The 19,772-nt window shown below is 72.6% G+C and carries 14 protein-coding genes; 6 read left to right on the top strand and 8 right to left on the bottom strand.

What is annotated here, in order from left to right:
- Nucleotides 1-37: 37 nt before the first annotated feature.
- A complete protein-coding gene (locus ACIPW5_RS32135; protein WP_401252542.1) occupies nucleotides 38-1,222 on the top strand; it encodes an acyl-CoA dehydrogenase family protein in 1,185 nt (394 codons plus the stop codon).
- 9 nt (nucleotides 1,223-1,231) lie between these two features.
- On the opposite strand, the gene ACIPW5_RS32130 is transcribed toward ACIPW5_RS32135, so the two are convergent.
- The gene (locus ACIPW5_RS32130) at nucleotides 1,232-1,690 is read right to left on the bottom strand and encodes a cell division protein SepF (RefSeq protein ID WP_401252539.1); all 459 of its coding nucleotides are present in this window, start codon (nucleotides 1,688-1,690) and stop codon (nucleotides 1,232-1,234) included.
- A gap of 284 nt (nucleotides 1,691-1,974) precedes the next feature.
- Here ACIPW5_RS32130 and ACIPW5_RS32125 point away from each other — a divergent pair, with 284 nt between their 5' ends.
- The 4 genes from ACIPW5_RS32125 (at nucleotide 1,975) to ACIPW5_RS32110 (ending at nucleotide 5,802) form a co-directional block, all read left to right on the top strand.
- On the top strand, nucleotides 1,975-3,294 hold the full coding sequence (locus ACIPW5_RS32125) for a DUF5685 family protein (protein WP_401252537.1): 1,320 nt from the start codon (nucleotides 1,975-1,977) through the stop codon (nucleotides 3,292-3,294).
- A gap of 77 nt (nucleotides 3,295-3,371) precedes the next feature.
- Nucleotides 3,372-4,181: a DUF1684 domain-containing protein gene (locus ACIPW5_RS32120; protein WP_401252534.1), complete on the top strand. Its 810-nt coding sequence runs from the start codon at nucleotides 3,372-3,374 to the stop codon at nucleotides 4,179-4,181.
- A gap of 162 nt (nucleotides 4,182-4,343) precedes the next feature.
- Nucleotides 4,344-5,228 carry a S1 family peptidase gene (locus tag ACIPW5_RS32115; RefSeq protein ID WP_401252532.1) on the top strand — a complete coding sequence of 295 codons (885 nt, stop codon included), beginning with the start codon at nucleotides 4,344-4,346 and terminating at the stop codon, nucleotides 5,226-5,228.
- 94 nt (nucleotides 5,229-5,322) lie between these two features.
- Nucleotides 5,323-5,802 carry a hypothetical protein gene (locus ACIPW5_RS32110; protein ID WP_401252529.1) on the top strand — a complete coding sequence of 160 codons (480 nt, stop codon included), beginning with the start codon at nucleotides 5,323-5,325 and terminating at the stop codon, nucleotides 5,800-5,802.
- Between the two features lie 21 nt (nucleotides 5,803-5,823).
- Here the strand turns inward: ACIPW5_RS32110 and ACIPW5_RS32105 are convergent, their stop codons facing one another.
- The 7 genes from ACIPW5_RS32105 to ACIPW5_RS32075 form a co-directional block, all read right to left on the bottom strand.
- Entirely contained in the window at nucleotides 5,824-6,720 is an 897-nt protein-coding gene (locus ACIPW5_RS32105; RefSeq protein ID WP_401252666.1) for a DUF4231 domain-containing protein, read from the bottom strand.
- 73 nt (nucleotides 6,721-6,793) lie between these two features.
- Entirely contained in the window at nucleotides 6,794-10,771 is a 3,978-nt protein-coding gene (gene fxsT, locus ACIPW5_RS32100; protein WP_401252526.1) for an FxSxx-COOH system tetratricopeptide repeat protein, read from the bottom strand.
- Nucleotides 10,768-12,195 (bottom strand): TIR-like protein FxsC, encoded by a 1,428-nt coding sequence (locus ACIPW5_RS32095; RefSeq protein WP_401252664.1) that lies wholly within the window; start codon nucleotides 12,193-12,195, stop codon nucleotides 10,768-10,770. The genes fxsT and ACIPW5_RS32095 overlap by 4 nt, the downstream gene beginning before the upstream one ends.
- A gap of 43 nt (nucleotides 12,196-12,238) precedes the next feature.
- Entirely contained in the window at nucleotides 12,239-13,099 is an 861-nt protein-coding gene (locus ACIPW5_RS32090; RefSeq protein WP_401252524.1) for an aminoglycoside N(3)-acetyltransferase, read from the bottom strand.
- On the bottom strand, nucleotides 13,096-15,351 hold the full coding sequence (fxsBH, locus tag ACIPW5_RS32085; RefSeq protein WP_401252521.1) for a radical SAM/SPASM protein FxsBH, inactivated beta-hydroxylase extension form: 2,256 nt from the start codon (nucleotides 15,349-15,351) through the stop codon (nucleotides 13,096-13,098). Before fxsBH ends, ACIPW5_RS32090 begins: the two co-directional genes overlap by 4 nt.
- A 29-nt stretch (nucleotides 15,352-15,380) precedes the next feature.
- Entirely contained in the window at nucleotides 15,381-15,611 is a 231-nt protein-coding gene (gene fxsA, locus ACIPW5_RS32080; RefSeq protein WP_401252519.1) for an FxSxx-COOH cyclophane-containing RiPP peptide, read from the bottom strand.
- 307 nt (nucleotides 15,612-15,918) lie between these two features.
- On the bottom strand, nucleotides 15,919-16,779 hold the full coding sequence (locus ACIPW5_RS32075) for an alpha/beta fold hydrolase (RefSeq protein WP_401252662.1): 861 nt from the start codon (nucleotides 16,777-16,779) through the stop codon (nucleotides 15,919-15,921).
- A 324-nt stretch (nucleotides 16,780-17,103) separates the two neighbouring features.
- On the opposite strand from ACIPW5_RS32075, the gene adhE reads away from it, so the two are divergent.
- Entirely contained in the window at nucleotides 17,104-19,722 is a 2,619-nt protein-coding gene (gene adhE / locus ACIPW5_RS32070; protein WP_401252516.1) for a bifunctional acetaldehyde-CoA/alcohol dehydrogenase, read from the top strand.
- The last annotated feature ends 50 nt before the right edge of the window (nucleotides 19,723-19,772 follow it).

Genomic DNA, 19,772 nt, shown 5'->3' with positions numbered 1-19,772 from the left:
GCTAGGTTTCGCCCCACGTGGCCGCCGGGAGGCCCTCTTGTCCGCGCCGAAGACCCCGTTCGCCCCCACCGACCCGCTCGGACTCGACGAGCTGCTCGGCCCCGAGGACCTCGCCGTCCGCGACACCGTCCGGTCCTGGGCCGCCGACCGGGTCCTGCCGCACATCGCCCAGTGGTACGAGGACGGGGAACTGCCGCAGATCCGCGAGCTGGCCCGGGAGCTCGGCTCCATCGGCGCGCTCGGCATGTCCCTGACCGGCTACGGCTGTGCCGGCGCGAGCGCCGTCCAGTACGGCCTGGCCTGCCTGGAGCTGGAGGCCGCGGACTCCGGGATCCGCTCGCTGGTCTCCGTACAGGGCTCCCTCGCCATGTACGCGATCTGGAAGTACGGCTCCGAGGAGCAGAAGCAGCGGTGGCTGCCCGGCATGGCGGCCGGCGAGCTGATCGGCTGCTTCGCGCTGACCGAGCCCGACATCGGCTCCGACCCGGCCGCGATGCGCACGTACGCCAAGCGCGACGGCTCCGACTGGGTGCTGAACGGCCGGAAGATGTGGATCACCAACGGTTCGGTGGCCTCCGTGGCCGTCGTCTGGGCCCAGACCGACGAGGGGATCCGCGGCTTCGCCGTCCCCACCGACAGCGCCGGCTTCTCGGCACCCGAGATCAAGCACAAGTGGTCGCTGCGCGCGTCGGTGACGAGCGAGCTGGTGCTGGACGACGTACGCCTGCCCGCGGACGCGGTGCTTCCGGAGGTCACGGGGCTCAAGGGTCCGCTGGGCTGCCTGAGCCACGCGCGGTACGGGATCATCTGGGGCTCGATGGGCGCGGCGCGCGCCAGCTTCGAGGCGGCGCTCGACTACGCGAAGACGCGGGAGCAGTTCGGCCGGCCGATCGGCGGCTTCCAGCTCACCCAGGCCAAGCTCTCCGACATGGCGCTGGAACTCCACAAGGGCATCCTGCTCGCCCACCACCTGGGCCGGCGCATGGACGCGGGCACCCTGCGGCCGGAGCAGATCAGCTTCGGCAAGCTCAACAACGTCCGCGAGGCCATCGACATCTGCCGCACCGCGCGGACCATCCTCGGGGCCAACGGGATCTCCCTGGAGTACCCCGTCATGCGGCACGCCACCAACCTGGAGTCGGTGCTCACCTACGAGGGGACCGTCGAGATGCACCAGCTGGTCCTGGGCAAGGCGCTCACCGGGCTCGATGCCTTCCGGTGAGTGCCCCGCTCAGCTCTGGTTGAAGAAGTCGCGGGAGCGGCCGCCCGCCTCACCGCTGACGATCTGGGTGTCGGCCGGGGTCAGGAGGAAGACCCTGGTCGCCACCCGCTCGATCGACCCGCGCAGCCCGAAGGTCAGGCCGGCCGCGAAGTCGACCACGCGCTTGGCGTCGGTCGGGTCCATCGACGACAGGTTCACGATGACCGGGACGCCCTCGCGGAACAGTTCGCCGATGCCGCGCGCGTCGCGGAAGCCGTCGGGGGTCACCGTCGCGATGCGGCGGCCGCGCTCGACCGCGGAGTCGGAGGCCACCTTCACCCGCGGGTCGGTGACCCACTGCTCGCCGGGGCCGGAGACCGAGCCCTGCTGGCGCTCCACCGCCTCCGCGTAGTCGTCGTCGTAGTACCGCTCGTCGTCGCTGTCCTCTACGAGACCCAACCACGCACTCGCCTTGCGTACCGAACCCATGGACGCCTCCTTTCACCGTGGCCAGTCTGTCTTCTTCTCCGCTGCCCCTATGGTCGTCCATGATGCTGACAACGCGCCAAGTGGATAGCCGCCGCGCAGATGTTTCGTGACGGGACTGGTGCAGAACATCCGTTGCACGGACGAGGTTCCCGGACGCTACCGCTGCTGACTGAGTGAAAATACGACCGCCGCCGCCGGACGGGTGAGGCATTGGGGCGTACGAGTGATCAGCCTGGCTGGATACGATGCCCCGGAAACATGCGTATGACACACGGGGGAAGCGGTTGTTCGGCATCGTCAGACCTTGCGCGCACCGGCTCGGCGAGCGCTTCAAGACGGAGTGGATGGCCCATCTGTGCGGCCTCTGCCTGGCACTTCGCGGTGACCACGGCCAGTTCGCCAGGATCGTCACCAACTACGACGGTCTGCTGGTCTCCGTTCTGACGGAGGCTCAGGCGGGTCCGCTGCCCGGCGCCCGGCGCACCGCCGGGCCCTGCCCGCTGCGCGGCATGCGCACCGCGCCCGTCGCCAACGGCGAGGGGGCGCGGCTCGCCGCCGCCGTCTCGCTCGTCCTGGCCTCGGCGAAGGTACGGGACCACGTGGCCGACCGGGACGGCCTGTTGGCCCGCGCCCCGATCGCGGCCGCCGCGCGCAAGGTGGCCCGGGGCTGGGACCGGGCCGGCGCCCGCACCGGCGCCTCGCTCGGCTTCGACACGGCGGTGCTCGTGGACGCCGTGGACCGCCAGGGCGGCATCGAGAGCCTCGCCGGGACCGGCACGTCCGTGCTGGTGGTGACCGAGCCGACGGAGACCGCGACCGCGGCCGCCTTCGCGCATACCGCGGTCCTGGCGGGACGGCCAGGCAACGGGCCGGCCCTCGCCGAGGCAGGCCGGTACTTCGGGCGGCTCGCGCACCTGCTGGACGCCGTCGAGGACCAGGGCGCCGACGCCCTCAAGGGCGCCTGGAACCCGCTCACGGCCACCGGAACCTCCCTGGCCGAGGCCCGCCGGCTGTGCGACGACGCGCTGCACGGGATACGCCTGGCCCTGCGCGAGGTGGAGTTCGCCGACGCGGGACTCGCCCACCGGCTGCTGGTGCACGAGCTGCGCACGTCCGTGGACCGGGCCTTCGGCGCCTCCTCGTGCGGGCACACCGCCCAGAACTCGGCCGGCCAGGGATACGGCCAGCCCCCGCAGGGGTACGGGCAGCCCCCGCAGGGCTACGCCGCGGGCGCGTCGCAGGCCGCGTACGGCCAGGGTGGCCCGTACGGCGGCGGGCAGGCTAACCCGTACGCGCCGAGCGGGCCGGGGATGCCGCCGCCGATGGGCCCGGGCGGCCCCGGCGGCGGTGGCGGCGGTGGGTTCGGCGGGCTCCCGCCGCAGAAGCCGCGCCGCGGACTGCTGGCCGGCTGCGCGGTGGCCATCGGCCTGTTCTGCACCTGCCAGCTCTGCTGCACGGAGCACGAGGGCCCCTGGTCCCGGCAGAAGCGCGACCCCTGGTGCGACGCGTGCGAGTGCTGCGAGAACTGCGACACCTGCAGCAACTGCTGCGAGTGCTGCAACTGTGACGGCTGCTGCTGCGACGGGTGCGGCTGCGACTGCTGAGCCGGCGTCAATTCCCCTGGGTCCGGACGGGTTACCGGAAGGTTCCCGCCCGGCCCGCGGGGGAAGGGCTGAGCGGCATGAGCGCCGACGAAGAGACCAAGGCCTGGCGGGAGTGGCACGAGCACCGGACGGCTGCCGTCTCCGCTCCCTACGGACCCCTCGCCCTGACGGGTACCCACTGGCTCGCCGACTACCCGGAAGGTCGACTTCCGGCCGTTCCGGGTCACTGGCGCGTCCGTGACGGCGAGGTGCTGCTGACCGCCTCCGCCGAGGACGGCGTGGAGCTCGACGGCAGGCCCCTCATAGGGGAGGCCGCCCTCGCCGCGGACGAGGGCCGGCCCGCACAGTCCCGGCTCGCGGCCGGGGAGGTACGGCTCGTGGTGATCCGGCGCGAGGGACAGTGGGCGGTCCGCGTCTACGACCCCGCAGCCCCGGCCCGGCGCGCGTTCGCCGGTGTCGAGGCCACCCCGTACGACCCCGCCCTCGCCCTGCCGGGGCACTTCCGCCCGTACCCCGAGCGGCGGACCGTCCAGGTCGGCAACGCCGACGGACACGACCGCGGCCTCGGGCTCGGCGGCGAGCTCACCTTCGTCCGCGAAGGTGCCCCGCACGCCCTCCAGGTGGCCGTGGACGAGGAGGACGGCAGCCTCTGGGCCGTCTTCGCGGACGCCACCAGCGGCGGCTCCAGCTACCGCTTCCGCTTCCTGCACCCCGGCACCCCCGCCCCGGACGGGTCCATCACGGTGGACCTCAACCGGGCCCAGCTCCCGCCCTGCGCCTTCGCCGACCACTTCATCTGCCCGTTCCCGCCCCCCGGGAACACCCTGCCCTTCGAGGTCGCCGCCGGAGAGCGGCGGCTGAAAGGCGCCCTTGCCGCCGGTAACTGACGCCTGGACACTCCCGTTCAGCGTCACCCGGCGGACTTGTCAGGGTCACGTCGAGTCGTACGGCTCCCTGCCGGACGGCCGCCGCGTCCCCCCACCGCCGCTCACCGGCCCGGACACCCCCACCCCAGCCGGGCCCCCGACCCCCACCCGGGAGGACGTGAAGTGAGGACCAACAGCACCCCCCGCCTCCGGCTGCTCGCCCTGGCAGCCGGCCTGGCCGCCACGGCGGCCCTCGCCGCCCCCACCGCCGCCAGCGCGGACGACGACGGCAACGGCTTCGGCGCCGCCCGCCTCGCCGCCGCCGGCGCCTCCGTCCTGCGCGCCGACGTCGCGGGCACCGCATGGCACACCGACCCCGCCACCGGCACCCTCGTGGTCACCGCCGACTCCACCGTCACCGCCGCGGACATCGCCAGAATCCGCCGCGAGGCGGGCGCCGACGCCGCCGCGCTGCGCATCGAACGCACCCCCGGCAAGCTCACCAAGCTGCTCTCCGGCGGCGACGCCATCTACGCCAGCAGCTGGCGCTGTTCCCTCGGCTTCAACGTCCGCAGCGGCGCCAACTACTACGCCCTGACCGCCGGCCACTGCACCGAGGGCGCCGGCACCTGGTGGACCAACTCCGCCCACACCACCGTCGTCGGCAGCACCGCGGGCTCCAGCTTCCCCACCAACGACTACGGCCTCATCAAGTACGCCAGCAACACCCCGGTCCCGCCCGGCACCGTCGGCAGCCAGGACATCACCAGCGCCGTCAACGCCACCAACGGCATGTCCGTCACCCGCCGGGGCTCCACCACCGGCATCCACAGCGGCTCCGTGACCGGCCTCAACGCCACCGTGAACTACGGCGGCGGCGACGTCGTCTACGGGATGATCCGGACCAACGTCTGCGCCGAACCCGGCGACAGCGGCGGCCCCCTCTACTCCGGCAGCCGTGCCGTCGGCCTCACCTCCGGCGGCAGCGGCAACTGCTCCTCGGGCGGGACCACCTTCTTCCAGCCCGTCGTCGAAGCCCTGAACGCCTACGGCGTCAGCGTCTACTGACGGCCGCCCCCACCGCTGCGGGCCCCCTGGACGTCCTCCCTCCTTCTGGGAGGATGTCCAGGATGTCCTGGGCGCCCACGGGGGAGGAGCTCGTATGAAGCGCATCGGAGTGACCGGCCACCGGTCCATTCCCGATGAGGTGCTCGGCCACGTGCAGGAGGGGCTGAGGGCCGTGCTCACGGGCCACCCGGGCCCGCTGGAGGCCTACTCCAGCCTCGCCGACGGAGCCGACCAGCTCTTCGCGGACATCGCCCTGGAACACGGCGCCGACCTCACCGTCGTGATCCCCAGCGGGGACTACGAGGACACCTTCGAGGACCCCGACGCCCTCGCCGGCTACCGGCGCCTCAGGCGCCGCGCCGCCCAGGAGGTCCGGATGGCCTTCGCCCGCTCCACCGACGAGGCCTACTACGCCGCCGGCACCTACATCGCCGACTGCTGCGACCGGCTCGTCGCCGTCTGGGACGGCCTCCCCGCGCGCGGGCACGGCGGCACCGGCGAGATCGTCGCCTACGCCCGGGCGCTCGGCAAACCCGTCACCGTCATCTGGCGCGAGGGCGTGGCCCGCGACTGAGCCACGCCCCGCGGCGCCCCCTCAACTGCTGTGCCGGGCCAGCCAGTCCGTGTGCTGCGGCGACACGTACCGCTCCGTCTCGTACACGGAGGACGGCCACTGCGACTCCGTGATCGTCGTCTGCATCACCACCATCATCGCCGCCAGGTCCTGCTCGATCAGCGTGTGCGCCTCGATCAGCGGATGGTGGCGGCGCACCTCGTTCCAGGCGATCCCCGCCGCCGCGGCCGCGCTCAGCAACCCCGCCGGCCCCGCTCCCGGACCCGAGCCGAAGGCGCCCAGCAGCGCCAGCAGCAGCGCCAGGCACGTCAGCAGCACGATCGTCCACGACCACAGGGCCGTCGTCCGCCGTGCCCCCTCCGTCCTGCGCCGGTACCAGTTGCGCTGCTCGATCAGCCGGTCCCGGACGTACGTCTCCCTGCGCACCTGGTAGTCCAGCCCGCGCAGCCGCCGCATCGCCCCGGTGACCTCCCCGCCCTCCGGCACCAGGCCGGCCGCCCGCGGATCCTCCCAGCCCATCTTGCGCAGCTCGTCCAGCCCCTTCTCCAGCCGCGCCCGGTACACCTCCTCCGGCCCGGCGACCTCGGACCCGAACGGCGCCCCGTGCACGGCGTAGCGCCACGCCAGGGACTTGATGAACTCGGCCGCACTGCGGTTGAGCTGCCACTGCGGCCGGGCCCGCCGCCGGGTCGCCCGTACGCCCACGGCCAGCACCCCCGCGTACGCGAGCGCGCTCACCGCAGCGAACACGTGCAGCCCGCCGACCGCGGGCCCGGACGGCAGGGCCGCCGCCCCGGCTGCCGCGACCAGCAGGAACAGCTGCGTACGGGTGGCCTGCGTGGACTCCCGCTGCCGGGAGACCGCCGCCCGGTCGGTGTGGTGGAAGAGGACCGGCAGGTCCTCGTTGCGAAAGGTCATGCTGTCGGTCACGGCGCCCCCTGCGCTCGCTCCCGGGCGGCGGGGCCGCGAAGCCCCGCCGCCCGCCGTCGGATCACACCGCGAGCGGCTCCAGGTCCCGGTGGACCCGCCGCTCGTCACGGGCGTACCGGGTCAGACCGTGGTCCTCCCCGAGCAGCCGCGTCAGCTCGGACACCGCCTCCGCCCGCACCCGCGCCGCCTCCTCCTTGCGGCCCAGCATGTCCAGGCTGACGGCCATGTTCGACGCGCACGCCAGGGTCTCCGGATGGTGTGCCCCCAGCGCCTCGCGCAACCGCACCACCGCGATCCGCTCCAGCTCCAGGGCCCCCTCCGGGTCGCCCAGGTCGGCCCGCGCGTTGGCCAGGTTCAGGTGCGCGAAGATCGTGTGCGGGTGGTTGTCGCCCAGCACCTCGCGCATGCTGCGGATCGTCTGCCGCAGCATCGGCTCCGCGGTCTCCGCCGCGCCCGTGCCCCAGTGGAAGACCGCCAGGTTGTTGACGGCCGCCAGGGTGTACGGGTGCTTCTCGCCCGGCACCTTCATGTACTCGTCCACCACCTCCTGCGCCAGGTCCCGGGCCGCACCCGGATCGCCCGTCGCGAACAGGTCCGAGGCCAGGTTCAGCTCGCACGCCAGCAGGTCCGGGTTGACCGAGGTGTACTTGGCCCGGTACCGGTTGCGGGTCGCGGTCGTCAGCCGCAGCGCGTTCTCCAGCTCCCCGGCCCGCCGCAGCGACACCGCCAGGTTCTTCGCCGCCGACAGCGTGCCCGGGAAGGCCCGGCCCAGCTGCCGCTTGTAGATCTCGTACGTCCGGCTCAGCAACTGCACCGAATCGTCGTACCGGCCCACCTCGCGCAGGTCCCGGGCCAGGTTCTGCGCCGAGGACAGCGTGTACGGGTGGTCCGTGCCCAGCACCTCGGTGCGCCGGTCGAAGACCTCCTGGTCGATCTCCCGGGCCCGCGCGTACTGCCCGACCATCCGCAGGTTCAGCGCCAGGTTGTTCGCCGCCGCCAGGGTGCGCGGGTGCGCGTCGTGGAAGATCTGCCCGAAGCCCTCGTGCGCGGCCGTCGCCAGCTCCATCGCCTCCCCGTACCGGCCCAGCGCGCCCAGGTCCATCGCCAGGCCGCTGGTGGTCATGTACGTGTGCGGGTGCGAGGGGCCCAGCGCGGCCCGCTGCCGCTCCAGCGTCACCTCGTCCAGCTCCTTCGCCTCCACGAACCGGCCCTGCGAGCGCAGGATGTTCGACAGGTGGAACCGCAGGTACAGGTACTGGAGGTCGTCGCTGCCGAGCATCTCCCGCCAGGACTCGCGCAGTTCCTCGCCCAGCGCGTACGCCGCCTTGAAGTCACCGCGCTTCCACAGGTAGCGCACCCGGTCGATCAGCAGCCGGCGGGTCTCCGGCTCCACGCAGAACCGGGCCTCCGACGGGCTCAGGTGCGGCCAGATCGTGTTGAACTTCGGCCAGGTCTCCGGGTTGTCTATCGGCTCGTCGTCGTCCGGGCGGGCCCCCGCCAGGATCCGGTGCACCGCGTGCCGCGCCTCGCGCTGCTCCTCCTCCGACAGCTGCGCCCGGATCACCGCCTGGACCAGCCGGTGCACCTGGATGCTGTTGCCGACCTGGTCGACCTTGGCCATCGCGAACCGGCCGATCTCCCGGATCACCCGGCCCAGCACCAGCTTCTCCTGGAGCGAGGCGTCGTACGGCTTCAGCGCGTCGATCATCTCCTTGCTGTAGAGGAGGTTCGCCGAGATCGGCTCCGGCGCGAAGAACGCGCACAGCTGGAGCAGCCGCACCGCGGCGGGGGAGCGGGACTGGAGCCGCTCGATCGACACGTTCCACGTCGCCGCCACCGGCTGCGGGTACCCGGCCGGCTGGTTCAGGCCGAGCACCCGTGCCGTCTGCTCGGCGAGCTGCTCCAGGTACGCGGACACCGGCGTCGCGGTCTCCGCGATCCAGGCGCCCGCCTGCTCGACGGCGAGCGGCAGGTCGCCCACCGCCACGGCCACCTGCTCGGCGTCCTCCTTGCCCAGGCCCGGGGCGCGGCGCTGGAGGTGCTCGATGGACTCCTCGCGCAGGAACACGTCCACCGGCAGCGCGTCCCCGTACTGGGACCACGACTGGTTGCGCGAGGTCACCAGCACGTGCCCGGGGCCGCCCGGCGGGAAGAACCGCTTGAGGGTCTCGGGATCGTCGGCGTTGTCGAAGACCAGCAGCCAGCGCGAGGAGGGCACCCCGCGCCGCAGCAGGTCGATCGCCTCCTGGGAGGCGGCCGACATGTCCTCGCCGGTCTGCGCGCCCAGCCGGACGGCCAGCTCCGCGAGGGCCGCGACCACGTCGTCCGTCTGCTCCGAGGAGATCCACCAGACCAGGTCGTAGTCCGCCATGAACCGGTGCACGTACTCCAGCGCCACCTGGGTCTTGCCCACGCCGCCGAGCCCGTACAGGGTCTGCGGCTGCGGCAGCACCACGGCCATGCCGCCGCCGAGCTGGTCGCGCATCCGCTCCAGCACGATGGACCGGCCGGTGAAGCCGGGGTTGCGGGGCGGCGCGTTCCAGATCTTCGGGACCGTGCCCGGGAAGCGCGGGCCCGGCTGGGAGGCGCTGGCGACGGTGTCCGGCAGCGCCATCGGGCGCTCCACCGCGCGCAGCAGGGCGGCGGTCGCGTGCACCTCGTCGAGCCGGAACAGGTCCACCGGGTTCCGGTCGATGTAGGGCGTGGCCAGGCGTACGTCGCCCACCCGCAGCGGCACCAGGTGGCGCCGGCCGCCGGTCGGGTCCTCGGCGGCGGCCCGGTTCCACACGTCCACGGCCCGCGCCGACTTGAGGTAGGCGCTGGACAGCAGCACCACGGTCCGGGCGGCCGTGTCCACGCTGAGCCCCGCCCCGCCCAGGGTGTCGCCGCCTGCCGCGTCGGGCGCCCGCTCGGCCGAGACGTCCTTGGGGACGACCCGGAAGCCGGCCCGGGTGAGCACCGACTCGATCCAGTCGGCCCACATCCGGTTCTCGGCGACGTAGGAGAGGAACAGGTCGGCGGGCAGCGCCGGGCGGCGCCGGGTGAACGCGTCGCGGATCCGCAGCCGCACCTCCTCGCCGATCACCGGCATGGAGGTGATCTCGCCGCCGGTGACCACCGTGGTGAGCCGTTCGAAGGCGGAGAGCAGGGAGTTGGTCAGCCCGGCCTCGTCGCCGAAGGTGGCCAGCGTCTCCTCGTAGGCGTAGTAGGGGCGGTAGGGGATCTCCACCGCGCCCCAGTAGGAGGTCAGTTCGTCCCCGACGAGGCCGTTGGGGAAGCGGTCGAACTTCAGGCGGGCCAGGGCCCGGCCCGCGTCGGCCTTCTCCTTCTCGCCCTCGTCGATGCGCATGGGCACCGGGTAGATCTTGATGCCGCGGTCGTTGAACCGCTCGTCGATCTGCCGGGCCACCGAGGCGGCGCCGTCGATGGACTGGTCGGACAGGGTGAAGCAGTCGACCAGGACGTCGGGGAGGTGGACGGTGCAGATGTCGGCGATGTCGGACAGCCCGGTGCGGCTGTCGATCAGGACGTAGTCGTAGTTGGCCTTCATGTCGGCGCGCAGGGCGTCGAAGAAGAGGCCGCCGCCGAGCCGGTCGTAGAAGTTGTCCCAGTCGAACGTGGACACCGTCGCCGAGTACTCGCGGTTCTGCCGGCCCGCCGAGACGAAGTCGAGGGTGCCGCCGTCCGGGAACTCCCAGCCGTGGGTCTCCGGGGTGAGGGAGACGGCGTGCGGCTGGATCCGCGCGTACTCCTTGTGCCAGTCGGCGGCGCGCTGCACGGGGCTGGTGGCGGCCCAGGCGTACTCGCTGATCAGGTCGATGACGCCGGTCGTGGCCCCCAGGGTGGAGGGGTCCAGGAAGGGGTGGAAGAAGCGGTGCAGCCCCGGGGCCTCCAGGTCCCAGTCCACGGCGAGGACCCGCTTGCCGTTGGCGGCGAGGATCCAGGCGGTGTTGGCGAGGGCCATCGTGCGGCCGGTGCCGCCCTTGTACGAGTAGAAGGTGACGATGCGTCCGTCTCGGCTGTCACGACTGGCTGTCATCCGCGTCCCCCCGGGTCTGTGTCGGTGTCTTCGCCGTGCTCGTCGGTGTCGCCGTAGGGACCGCTCCCGCCGTCGTGCCGCCGCGCGGCCGGGAAGGGGGCCGGCGGTGGTAACGGCGGCGGCCCGCCCATCCCCATCGGGCCCAGCAGCCGCGGTCGTTCGGTGGAGGTGTTCCCGGCGGGCAGGTACACCTGCGCGTGTCTGAGGTACTGCTGGGCGGCCGCCTCGACCACCTGCGGCAGGATCTGGCCGAGGGTCTCCATGCTGGCCACGCCGTTGGCCGCGGCCCGGCAGGCGGCCCGGCCCTGGCTCATCTTGACGGGCAGGGTCTCCTCCAGCCGGTGGGCGAGCTCCGTCTCCTTGGCCCGGCTCTGGTGGTCGTACCGGTTCCACGGCACGACCACGTTGATCCACGGGCGGTGTTCCTGGTCGAAGGCGGCCAGCCGCTGGCGGCGCTGTTCGTCCTCCAGCGCCCAGCGGTCGACGATCAGGATCTCGGGCCGGGTCGGCGGCTGCTTGCTGTCGAAGTGGCCGGCCTCGTCGTCGAAGGAGGACATCGTGGTCTGGTAGTTGAGGTTCCGGACCAGGTCCTCGGCGACGTAGGCGACGGGCCGCTGCGAGGTCGGGTGGTACGGGTTCCAGTCCAGGGCGCTCTCCCCGTAGTACTCGGGGCTGCGGCCGTCCGGCAGGTCGTGCCGGGAGGCGGCGGCCACGGTCACGTGGAGGGTGCGGGAGGGGCTGCTGCCGGGGGCGGGGCCCTGGCCGCCGCTGTGCCCGAAGGCGCTGGGGACCACCCGGTAGTCCAGCGGGCGCACCGGTTGCAGGCGCACGGTCTCGGCGACCCGGACGATCCGCCGGGCCAGTTCGTACACGGCCTGCTCGTACTGCTCGGCGTACCCGCGGAGCTTGATCAGGCCGTACAGCCCGTCGGTGACGTAGCGCTCGCCGAAGGTGTTGTGGTTGAACTGCAACCGCTCGGCCGGGCCGGGCAGTTGGGAGGGCGGAACCGGGACCCACAGGGCGGGGACGATGGCTTCGGCGGCCGGCTGGTTGCTGGCCGCCCCGTGCTGGATGGTGCGCTGCGCGAAGGCGAACCACTCCTTCCCGCACATCTCGCTGGCGAAGTAGCGCGGCGAGAACAGGGGGACGAAGACCCGGCAGGTGGCGAGCGCCGCCCCGAGCCGTTCCGACCAGCCCTCGCCGCTGCGTATCTCCCGGTCCATGAAGCCGGCCTCGGATCCGGCGGGCAGGTCCGTGAGCGCCATGATGTGACTGCACAGGTCACGGAAGAGGCGCTCCACCCACATGTCGGGATCGGGTCCTCCCGGCCCGAACCTCGGTGTATGCGCATAACTGAGAAAAAAGTACGGCTGCACTGATGCGGGCACACGACCCCCGTCCCGAAGCTGCGAGCGAAGAAACATCATTCCGGAGCTGCTTCGCCACATCCCCTCATGGTTCAGTCAATCAGCATCTGTTTTCGGTCATCCAGGCCTGGGCGTGGTCCACGGCGTGCGGAATCGAGAAGAACGCCGCGGGCGCCCCTCCCACCCGCCCCCCGCGCACCAGCGCATCCGGGAACGCACGGCCGATCTCCTCGAAATCCCCGTCGTCCAGCGCGACGTCCTCGTAGGTCTTCCACTCCCCCTCGTGGGGGTGCCCCTTTTCCCGTCCCCCCGGCCGTCCATCCGGTCGCCCCTCCGGAAGGTTCACCTTCACCACACAGTCGTACATGCGCAAGGGGGGCTTCGGAATTCGGTACTCCGCGAGATGGAAAGCGGTGCAGGCCGAAAACCCCACATTGATCATGAGTACCCGTCCTCCCTCCCAGCACAGCTTTCCCAGCGGGGAATCCTCGCCGAGATGGCTTTCGGTACGGTGCCCCGCGCACAGCCGGTGCGCGTCCGCGCCGAGCGCGGCGAAGGAGGTCTGCGGGTGGCCGCTGCGGGCGGCGCCCGGGGTGGTGCGGACCACCTCGGCGAAGACGCCCACGTCCTGGCTCGGGGTGAGGTCCGGGTCGAAGGGCGGCATCCGCGCCCGGAAGGCCGCCGCCTGCACCTCGTCGAGGCCGGCGACCCGGGCCAGGTGGGCCGTGGAGGTGAGGGAGTTCTCCGCGGTGAACGCCGGGACGAGCAGGGTGCCGCGGGGGCCGAGGACCCCGAGCAGGGCGTCGCGCAGCGTCTCGGCCCGCAGCCCGGTGCCGCCGAGGGCGGCGTGCACCAGCAGCAGCTGCCCGGGGCGCACGCCGAGCAGCCGGAGCTGGGCGGCGAGCTGGTAGCGGCCGGGTGGGGCGGTCCGCGGGGCCGGGGCGCCGGTCGGGGCGGTCATGCGTCGACCGCCTTCAGCTCCCAGCGCAGTTCCTCCACCAGCCGCTTGCCGCTCACCGTCAGCTCCGCCGCCTCCGCCAGCCGGTCCAGCGCGCGGTGGATCAGGTCCGAGCCGCCGGGCTCCTGGGTGCCCGTGGCCCGGCGGTACGCCTCCACAGCGACCCGCTCGTGCACGTCCGCCAGCAGCCGCGACACCGGCACCGGACGGGTCCGCCACGGCGAGGGGTGCTGCCAGGACCCGTCCAGCGCGTAGAGGTCGGCCACCTCGGTCAGCTCCCGCAGCCGGGCCCGCCGCCGTCCGGTCAGCAGGGCCAGCGCGGTCTCCCGGACCCCGGCGGCGTACGGCACTCCGAGCGCGCCCGGCCCGTGCCGCCCGGCCTCGCCCCAGCCGCCGGCCCGCGGACCGCCGGCGAGCGGGGTGAGCGTACCCAGCCCGGCGGTGGCCGCCCGGGCGAACCCGGGGACGGTGCGCAGCAGCAGTGCCCGGGCCGCGTCGAGGCGGCCCCGCCACTCGTCGGCCTCCCCGGCGCCGAGCCGCAGCCGGGGCGGGCGGGCGAAGCAGTTGCGGTACGGGTCCAGGTCCTCCAGCGCCACCGCCGGCTCCCCGGGCCCGGGGGACCAGGTCCGTACGGGCTGCCAGCGCGCGTCCCCCGCCGCCGGGCCGAAGCGGTGCTCGGTGCGCCCCGCCCGGACGACCGCGTACCCCTCGCCGGTGGCGTGCAGCAGGGCGCGCCCGCGGGTGCCGGGCTCCCCGAGCCGCAGCAGCCCCAGCGTCGGCAGGTACACCTCCCCGTCCCGGTACGCCACCTCGGCCGGCAGCTCCAGCCCGCCCCGCAGCACGGCGGCCGCCGTCAGCGCGGCGAGCCGGCGGGCCGCGGCCGGGCCGTCGGGGCGGCCCTCCCGCACGGCGTCCAGGGCCTCCAGCACCCAGGTCCGGGTGAACGGGTGGCCCAGTACGGCGTCCAGCGCGTCCGCGCCCGCCTCCCCGGCCCCTTCCACCCCGGCCAGCAGCTCCCAGGCCCGCGCCCAGGCGGGGTCCCCCGCGAGGTCCCCGTGCAGCCGGGCCAGCAGGATCCGGGTCAGCTCCTCCTGGGACCGGGCCAGCCCGGCCGGGTCGGCCAGCTCGGGGGCGGCCAGCCGGGCGGCGGTGCGCCCCTCGACCCCGTCCACCAGCTCGCGCAGGTCGGAGCAGTACACGGAGGGGTTGTCGAAGCCGTTGTCCTCGCGGTAGCGGTGCGTGTAGAGGCCGCCCCCGCACGAACGTACGACAGGGCAGCGGCGGCACGTGCCGCTGACACCCGCGAGCCCGAGCTGCCGGGCCCGCATCCCGGGGTGCGCGGCGACCTCTTCGAAGGCGTGGCCGAAGACGTCGAACCCGGTGGCGGCGGCCCCGTCGAAGGCGCTCTTGAGGGAGTCGACCTGCTCCAGGGTCCCGTCCGTCTCCACCACGACGAGGTCGGTCGGGGCCAGCCCCAGGGACTCCGTCAGGCTGGGTCCGCCGCGCAGGGTGGAGAGCAGGGACTCGAAGAGCCGTACCGGCACCGGCCGTTCCAGCTCCTCCCAGCGGTCGAAGACCCGCAGCAGCCAGCGCGCGTACGCGTCGGGCGCGCCGTCGGGCCGGGCCGGCGGGGTCTCCCAGGTGGCGTGGGGGAGCAGGAAGTCCACCCGGGGAGGCTCCAGTGCGACGAGCGCGTCGAGCACGGCGACCGGGTCGTTGGCCACGTCCACCGTGCACAACAGGCCCTGGTAGAGGTGGCGGTAGGGCGCGGAGCGCAGCAGGTCCAGGGCGGCCAGGACCAGCGGGTGGCTGGAGCGGCCGTCGGCGAAGCGGCGGTGGCGGTCGTTGGCCGCGCGGTCCCCGTCGAGGGAGACGCCGACCCGGACGCCGTACTCGGCGAAGAGGTCGAGGTAACGGGGGCTGAGCTGGAGCCCGTTGGTGTGGATCCGCAGGTCGAGGTCGGCGGTTCCGGCGAGTGCGCGTGTGAACTCCTCGCACACGAGCCGCAGTCGCTCGGGACCGGCCAGCAGGGGTTCCCCTCCGTGGAGGATCACCGTGACGGAGGGGAGTGCATGGTCACGGGCATGTTCGGCGAGCCGCGACGCGGTCTGGGAAATGACCTTGGGGGAGATCACTTTCGGCCGGGCTCGCCAGCTCTGATCTGCGTGTTCGTAGACATAGCAATGATCACAAGCGAGATCGCATCTGCTGTGAACCTTCAGGACGATCTCGCGGAAAGCGATCGTGCGGGTCATTCCACCAGTCTAGAGCTCATAACTGATCGTCAGAGCGCAGAGTTGAAGATCGGTGCCTGAACGCGACGACCGGATTCCGAGGGAAGTACGCGTTCGAGAACGGCGGCCGCGGAAGCGCTGCGGACGTCGATCTTCGCGAGCGGGACGCGGCGGTCCTTGACCGTGCTGGTCGGGGGGGTTGCGGAAGTGTTCACGACACCGTCCTCGGGGAGGCCATGTGAAATGGGCGGGGAAGACACCGGCGCGTTGCCGGCCGTCAAGTGCGGACTTTACTCGTCCCGATCCCCATGGCAACCGAGGCATGACGCCTGGTCAAGCGTTCTATAGAAAGCATGGGGTATTTATCGAGGAGCCGCATTCGGCCGTTCGCCGCAATGCAAGATCCAGTTCCCCTGGCGTCCCGCCCCGGCCCGCATCACCGCAGGCCGGAGGGTGTGCGGGGCCGGGACGCGTCGTTGCGGTGCCGGCCCGCGCGGCTTCTGCGCGGACTTTACCCGTACGTGCCCCCTTGGCGACCGGGACGCCCGAAGGTGGACCGGTGCGCGGGAAGGATCCTCCCGACACCCCCTACGCGGGCTGCTGTTCGCCCACCGACGGGGTGGGTTCGCGCAGCAGCCAGGTGAGGACGTCGGGCAGGGCGCGCAGGGCCGCGAAGTGGGCGGCGGCCGGGTCGATGGCGGTGGTGGCGCCGGGGATGCGGCGGCCCAGCCAGCGGGCGTGGCCCACGGGGGAGAAGACGTCGAGCTCCCCGTGCCAGATCAGGACCGGGCAGCGGATGTCGGCGGGGTCGAAGCCCCAGGGGCTGCTGAAGGCGAGGATGTCGTCGATCCAGCCGTACGCCGAAGCGCGCACGCCCTCCCGGTAGTTGCGCAGCAGCATCGACCGCAGCCCGGCGTCCGAGACGATCATGCGGTCGCTGGCGGTCAGCTCGCGGCGCAGTTCGTCCAGCAGCCGGCCCGGGTCCCGGGCGATGCCGGCGGCGCGCGGGATCAGCCGGGCCGCCAGTTCCTCCGGGTCGTCGGTGGCGGTGGTGTACTCCCGTACGTTCGATGCGGCCATCCCGGCGAACCAGTCCAGGTCCTCCGCGTCCCTGGGGGCGAGCGGGACCAGGGCCGCGGTCCGGGTGACCCGCTCCGGAAGCAGGGCGGCGCAGGCCAGTGCGCCGGGGGCGCCGCCCGAGCGGCCGGCCACGGCGAACGTGTCCAGCCCGAAGGCGTCGGCGACGGCGGCCACGTCCTCGGCCACGTCGGCGACGGAGCGGCCCGGGTGGCGCCCGGAGCCCCCGTAGCCGGGCCGGTCGTACGCGACGAGCTGCACCCGCCGCTGGTAGAGGACCATGCCGCGGGGCGCCGGGCCGAGCCTGCTGCCGGGCATCCCGTGGAGCAGGAGGACGGGTTTGCCGTCGGGGTCGCCCCAGCGTTCCGCCATCAGGGTGCGGCCGTCCGCGGTGCGCACCTCTTTGCGCACGCGCTCCCTCCCTCACGTCCGGCACGGGCAGTCAGGCCGATTGTGCTCCCCGGCGGGGGAGTGCGGTAGGGCGCATTCGGAGGGAAATTCTTGTGAAAGTTTTCACAAGCGCACGAGGGTCTTTGGTCCCCCCTTGTTTCCGCAGGTCCGTGGGGTGATCGGGGGGTGGTGGGCAAGCTCGCAAGGCCCTTCGGCCTACCCGGAAAGGCCCTTTTCGGCAAGGTTCCTTCCGCTTTTGGGTGTGGAATTGAGCCATCAGGATTTCCCATTGAAGGAGTTCCCGCCATGCAGGCCAACGAGATGGTCGACGCGCTGGTCGAGGGGGCGCTGGAGGCGCTCCGCCGGTTCGAGTCGTTCGATCAGGAGCAGGTGGACCACATCGTCAGGAAGGCCTCGCTGGCGGCGCTGGGGCAGCACGGCGAACTCGCCCGGCTCGCCGTCGAGGAGACCGGGCGGGGCCTCTTCGAGGACAAGGCGGTGAAGAACCTCTTCGCCTGCGAGCACGTGGTGAACTCGATGCGCGGGCTGAAGACCGCCGGCGTCGTCCGCCGCGACGAGCTGAACGGGATCACCGAGATCGCCGAGCCCGTCGGCGTCGTCTGCGCGATGACCCCGGTCACCAACCCCACCTCCACCACGATCTTCAAGGCCCTGATCGCCCTGAAGACCCGCAACCCGATCGTCTTCGCCTTCCACCCCTCCGCGCAGAACTGCTCCGCCGAGGCCGCCCGGATCGTGCGCGACGCCGCCGTCGCCGCGGGCGCCCCGGAGAACTGCGTCCAGTGGGTCGCCGAGCCCTCCATGGAGGCCACCGCGGCCCTGATGAACCACCCGGGCGTCTCCACCATCCTCGCCACCGGCGGGAACGCCATGGTGAAGGCCGCCTACTCCTGCGGGAAGCCGGCCCTGGGCGTGGGCGCGGGCAACGTCCCCGCGTACGTCCACAAGAGCGCCAAGCTGGCCCGCGCGGTCCACGACATCGTGCTCTCCAAGGCCTTCGACAACGGCATGATCTGCGCCTCCGAGCAGGCCGTCATCCTGGACGCCGAGATCTACGAGCAGGGCATCGCCGAGTTCGAGCGGCTCGGCGCCCACGTGGTCTCCGCCGCCGAGAAGACCAAGCTGGAGGAGTTCGTCTTCGGCACCACCGCCCACGCCGTCAACTGCGCGGGCGCCCGGCTGAACCCGGCGGTCGTCGGGAAGTCCGCGCAGTGGATCGCCGAACAGGCGGGCTTCGACGTCCCCGCCGGGACCTCGATCCTCCTCGCCGAGTGCGGTGAGGTCGGCGACGGCGAGCCGCTGACCCGCGAGAAGCTCTCCCCGGTACTGGCCGCCCTGAAGGCCTCCGACACCGAGCACGGCCTCGAACTGGCCGCCGCGATGGTCGAGTTCCACGGCCTGGGGCACAGCGCCGCCATCCACGCCGAGGACGAGGAGCTCGTCGAGGAGTTCGGCAGGAAGGTCAAGGCGGTCCGCGTCATCGCCAACTCGCCCTCCACCTTCGGCGGCATCGGCGACGTCTACAACGCCTTCCTGCCCTCGCTCACCCTCGGCTGCGGCTCGTACGGCCACAACTCGGTGTCGAACAACGTCACCGCGGTCAACCTGGTCAACATCAAGCGGATCGGACGGCGCAACACCAACATGCAGTGGTTCAAGGTCCCGCCGAAGATCTACTTCGAACGCAACTCCATCCGCTACCTCGGCGAGATGGACGGCATCGGCCGGGTCTCGATCGTCACCGACAGGACGATGGTCTCCCTCGGCTTCGTGCAGAAGGTCACCGACATCCTCCGGGCCCGCGACGGAGCCGTGGCCATCCAGGTGATCGACGACGTCGAGCCCAACCCGGAGCTCGCCACGGTCCGGGCCGGCGCCGCGCTGATGCGCGACTTCGGGCCCGACACGATCATCGCCCTCGGCGGCGGCTCCCCGATGGACGCCGCGAAGATCATGTGGCTGATGTACGAGCACCCCGAGGTGGAGTTCGGGGACACGAAGGAGAAGTTCTTCGACGTCCGCAAGCGCGCCTACACCTTCCCCTCGCTGGGCGGGAAGGCGAAGCTGGTGGCCGTCCCGACCACCTCCGGCACCGGCTCCGAGGTCACCCCGTTCGCCGTCATCTCGGACCCGGCCGCGGCGCAGAAGTACCCGCTCGCCGACTACGCGCTGACCCCGAACGTGGCCATCGTGGACCCGGTCCTGGCGATGGGCCTGCCGCCGACCGTGACGGCCGACTCCGGCTTCGACGCCCTGACCCACGCCACCGAGGCGTACGTCTCCGCGTACGCGAACGACTACACCGACGGGCTCTGCCTCCAGGCCCTCAAGCTGGTCTTCGAGAACCTGCGGCGCTGCGTGGACGACGGCCCGAACGACCCCGAGGCCCGGGAGAAGATGCACAACGCCTCGACGGTGGCGGGCATGGCCTTCGCCAACGCCTTCCTGGGCCTGGTGCACGCCATGGCCCACACCCTCGGCAACACCTTCCACGTGGCCCACGGACGCACCAACGCGATCCTGCTGCCGCACGTGATCCGCCACAACGGCACGGTCACGCACAAGGCGACCCCCTGGCCGAAGGCCGAGGTCTACCGGGCCCCGGAGCGCTACCAGGAGATCGCGAAGGCGCTGGGCCTGCCGGCCGCCACCCCGGCCGAGGGCGTGGAGTCGTACGCCCGGGCCGTGGAGGAACTGCGCGCCGCCTGCGGGATCCCCGCCTCCTTCGCGGAGGAGGGCGTGGCGGAGGACGCCTTCGTCGAGGCCCTGCCGGTCCAGGTCATGAACGCGTACGCCGACCAGTGCGCCCCCGCGAACCCGCGGATGCCGATGGTCGACGAGATGCGGCAGCTGATGCTCCAGGCCTACTACGGCAACCGCACCGGCCGGCCCGACGCGCGGTAGCCCCGCCGCCCGCACCGCCCGTACCGCCCGCACCGCACCGCCGAGCCCCC

The organism is Streptomyces sp. NPDC090077 (genome assembly GCF_044747545.1).
Taxonomy (GTDB): Bacteria; Actinomycetota; Actinomycetes; order Streptomycetales; family Streptomycetaceae; genus Streptomyces.
Note: the sequence above shows the minus strand (reverse complement) of the source record. Positions and strands in the feature narration are given on the sequence as shown.

Excerpts from the sequence above, each read along its gene's own strand:
- ACIPW5_RS32130 (WP_401252539.1), bottom strand. The coding sequence starts at position 1,690 with ATGGGTTCGGTACGCAAGGCGAGTGCGTGGTTGGGTCTCGTAGAGGAC.
- ACIPW5_RS32095 (WP_401252664.1), bottom strand. The coding sequence starts at position 12,195 with ATGTTTCTTCGCTCGCAGCTTCGGGACGGGGGTCGTGTGCCCGCATCA.
- ACIPW5_RS32090 (WP_401252524.1), bottom strand. The coding sequence starts at position 13,099 with ATGACCGCCCCGACCGGCGCCCCGGCCCCGCGGACCGCCCCACCCGGC.
- fxsT (WP_401252526.1), bottom strand. The coding sequence starts at position 10,771 with ATGACAGCCAGTCGTGACAGCCGAGACGGACGCATCGTCACCTTCTAC.
- adhE (WP_401252516.1), top strand. The coding sequence starts at position 17,104 with ATGCAGGCCAACGAGATGGTCGACGCGCTGGTCGAGGGGGCGCTGGAG.
- ACIPW5_RS32110 (WP_401252529.1), top strand. The coding sequence starts at position 5,323 with ATGAAGCGCATCGGAGTGACCGGCCACCGGTCCATTCCCGATGAGGTG.
- ACIPW5_RS32105 (WP_401252666.1), bottom strand. The coding sequence starts at position 6,720 with ATGACCTTTCGCAACGAGGACCTGCCGGTCCTCTTCCACCACACCGAC.
- ACIPW5_RS32120 (WP_401252534.1), top strand. The coding sequence starts at position 3,372 with ATGAGCGCCGACGAAGAGACCAAGGCCTGGCGGGAGTGGCACGAGCAC.
- fxsBH (WP_401252521.1), bottom strand. The coding sequence starts at position 15,351 with ATGACCCGCACGATCGCTTTCCGCGAGATCGTCCTGAAGGTTCACAGC.
- ACIPW5_RS32075 (WP_401252662.1), bottom strand. The coding sequence starts at position 16,779 with ATGGCGGAACGCTGGGGCGACCCCGACGGCAAACCCGTCCTCCTGCTC.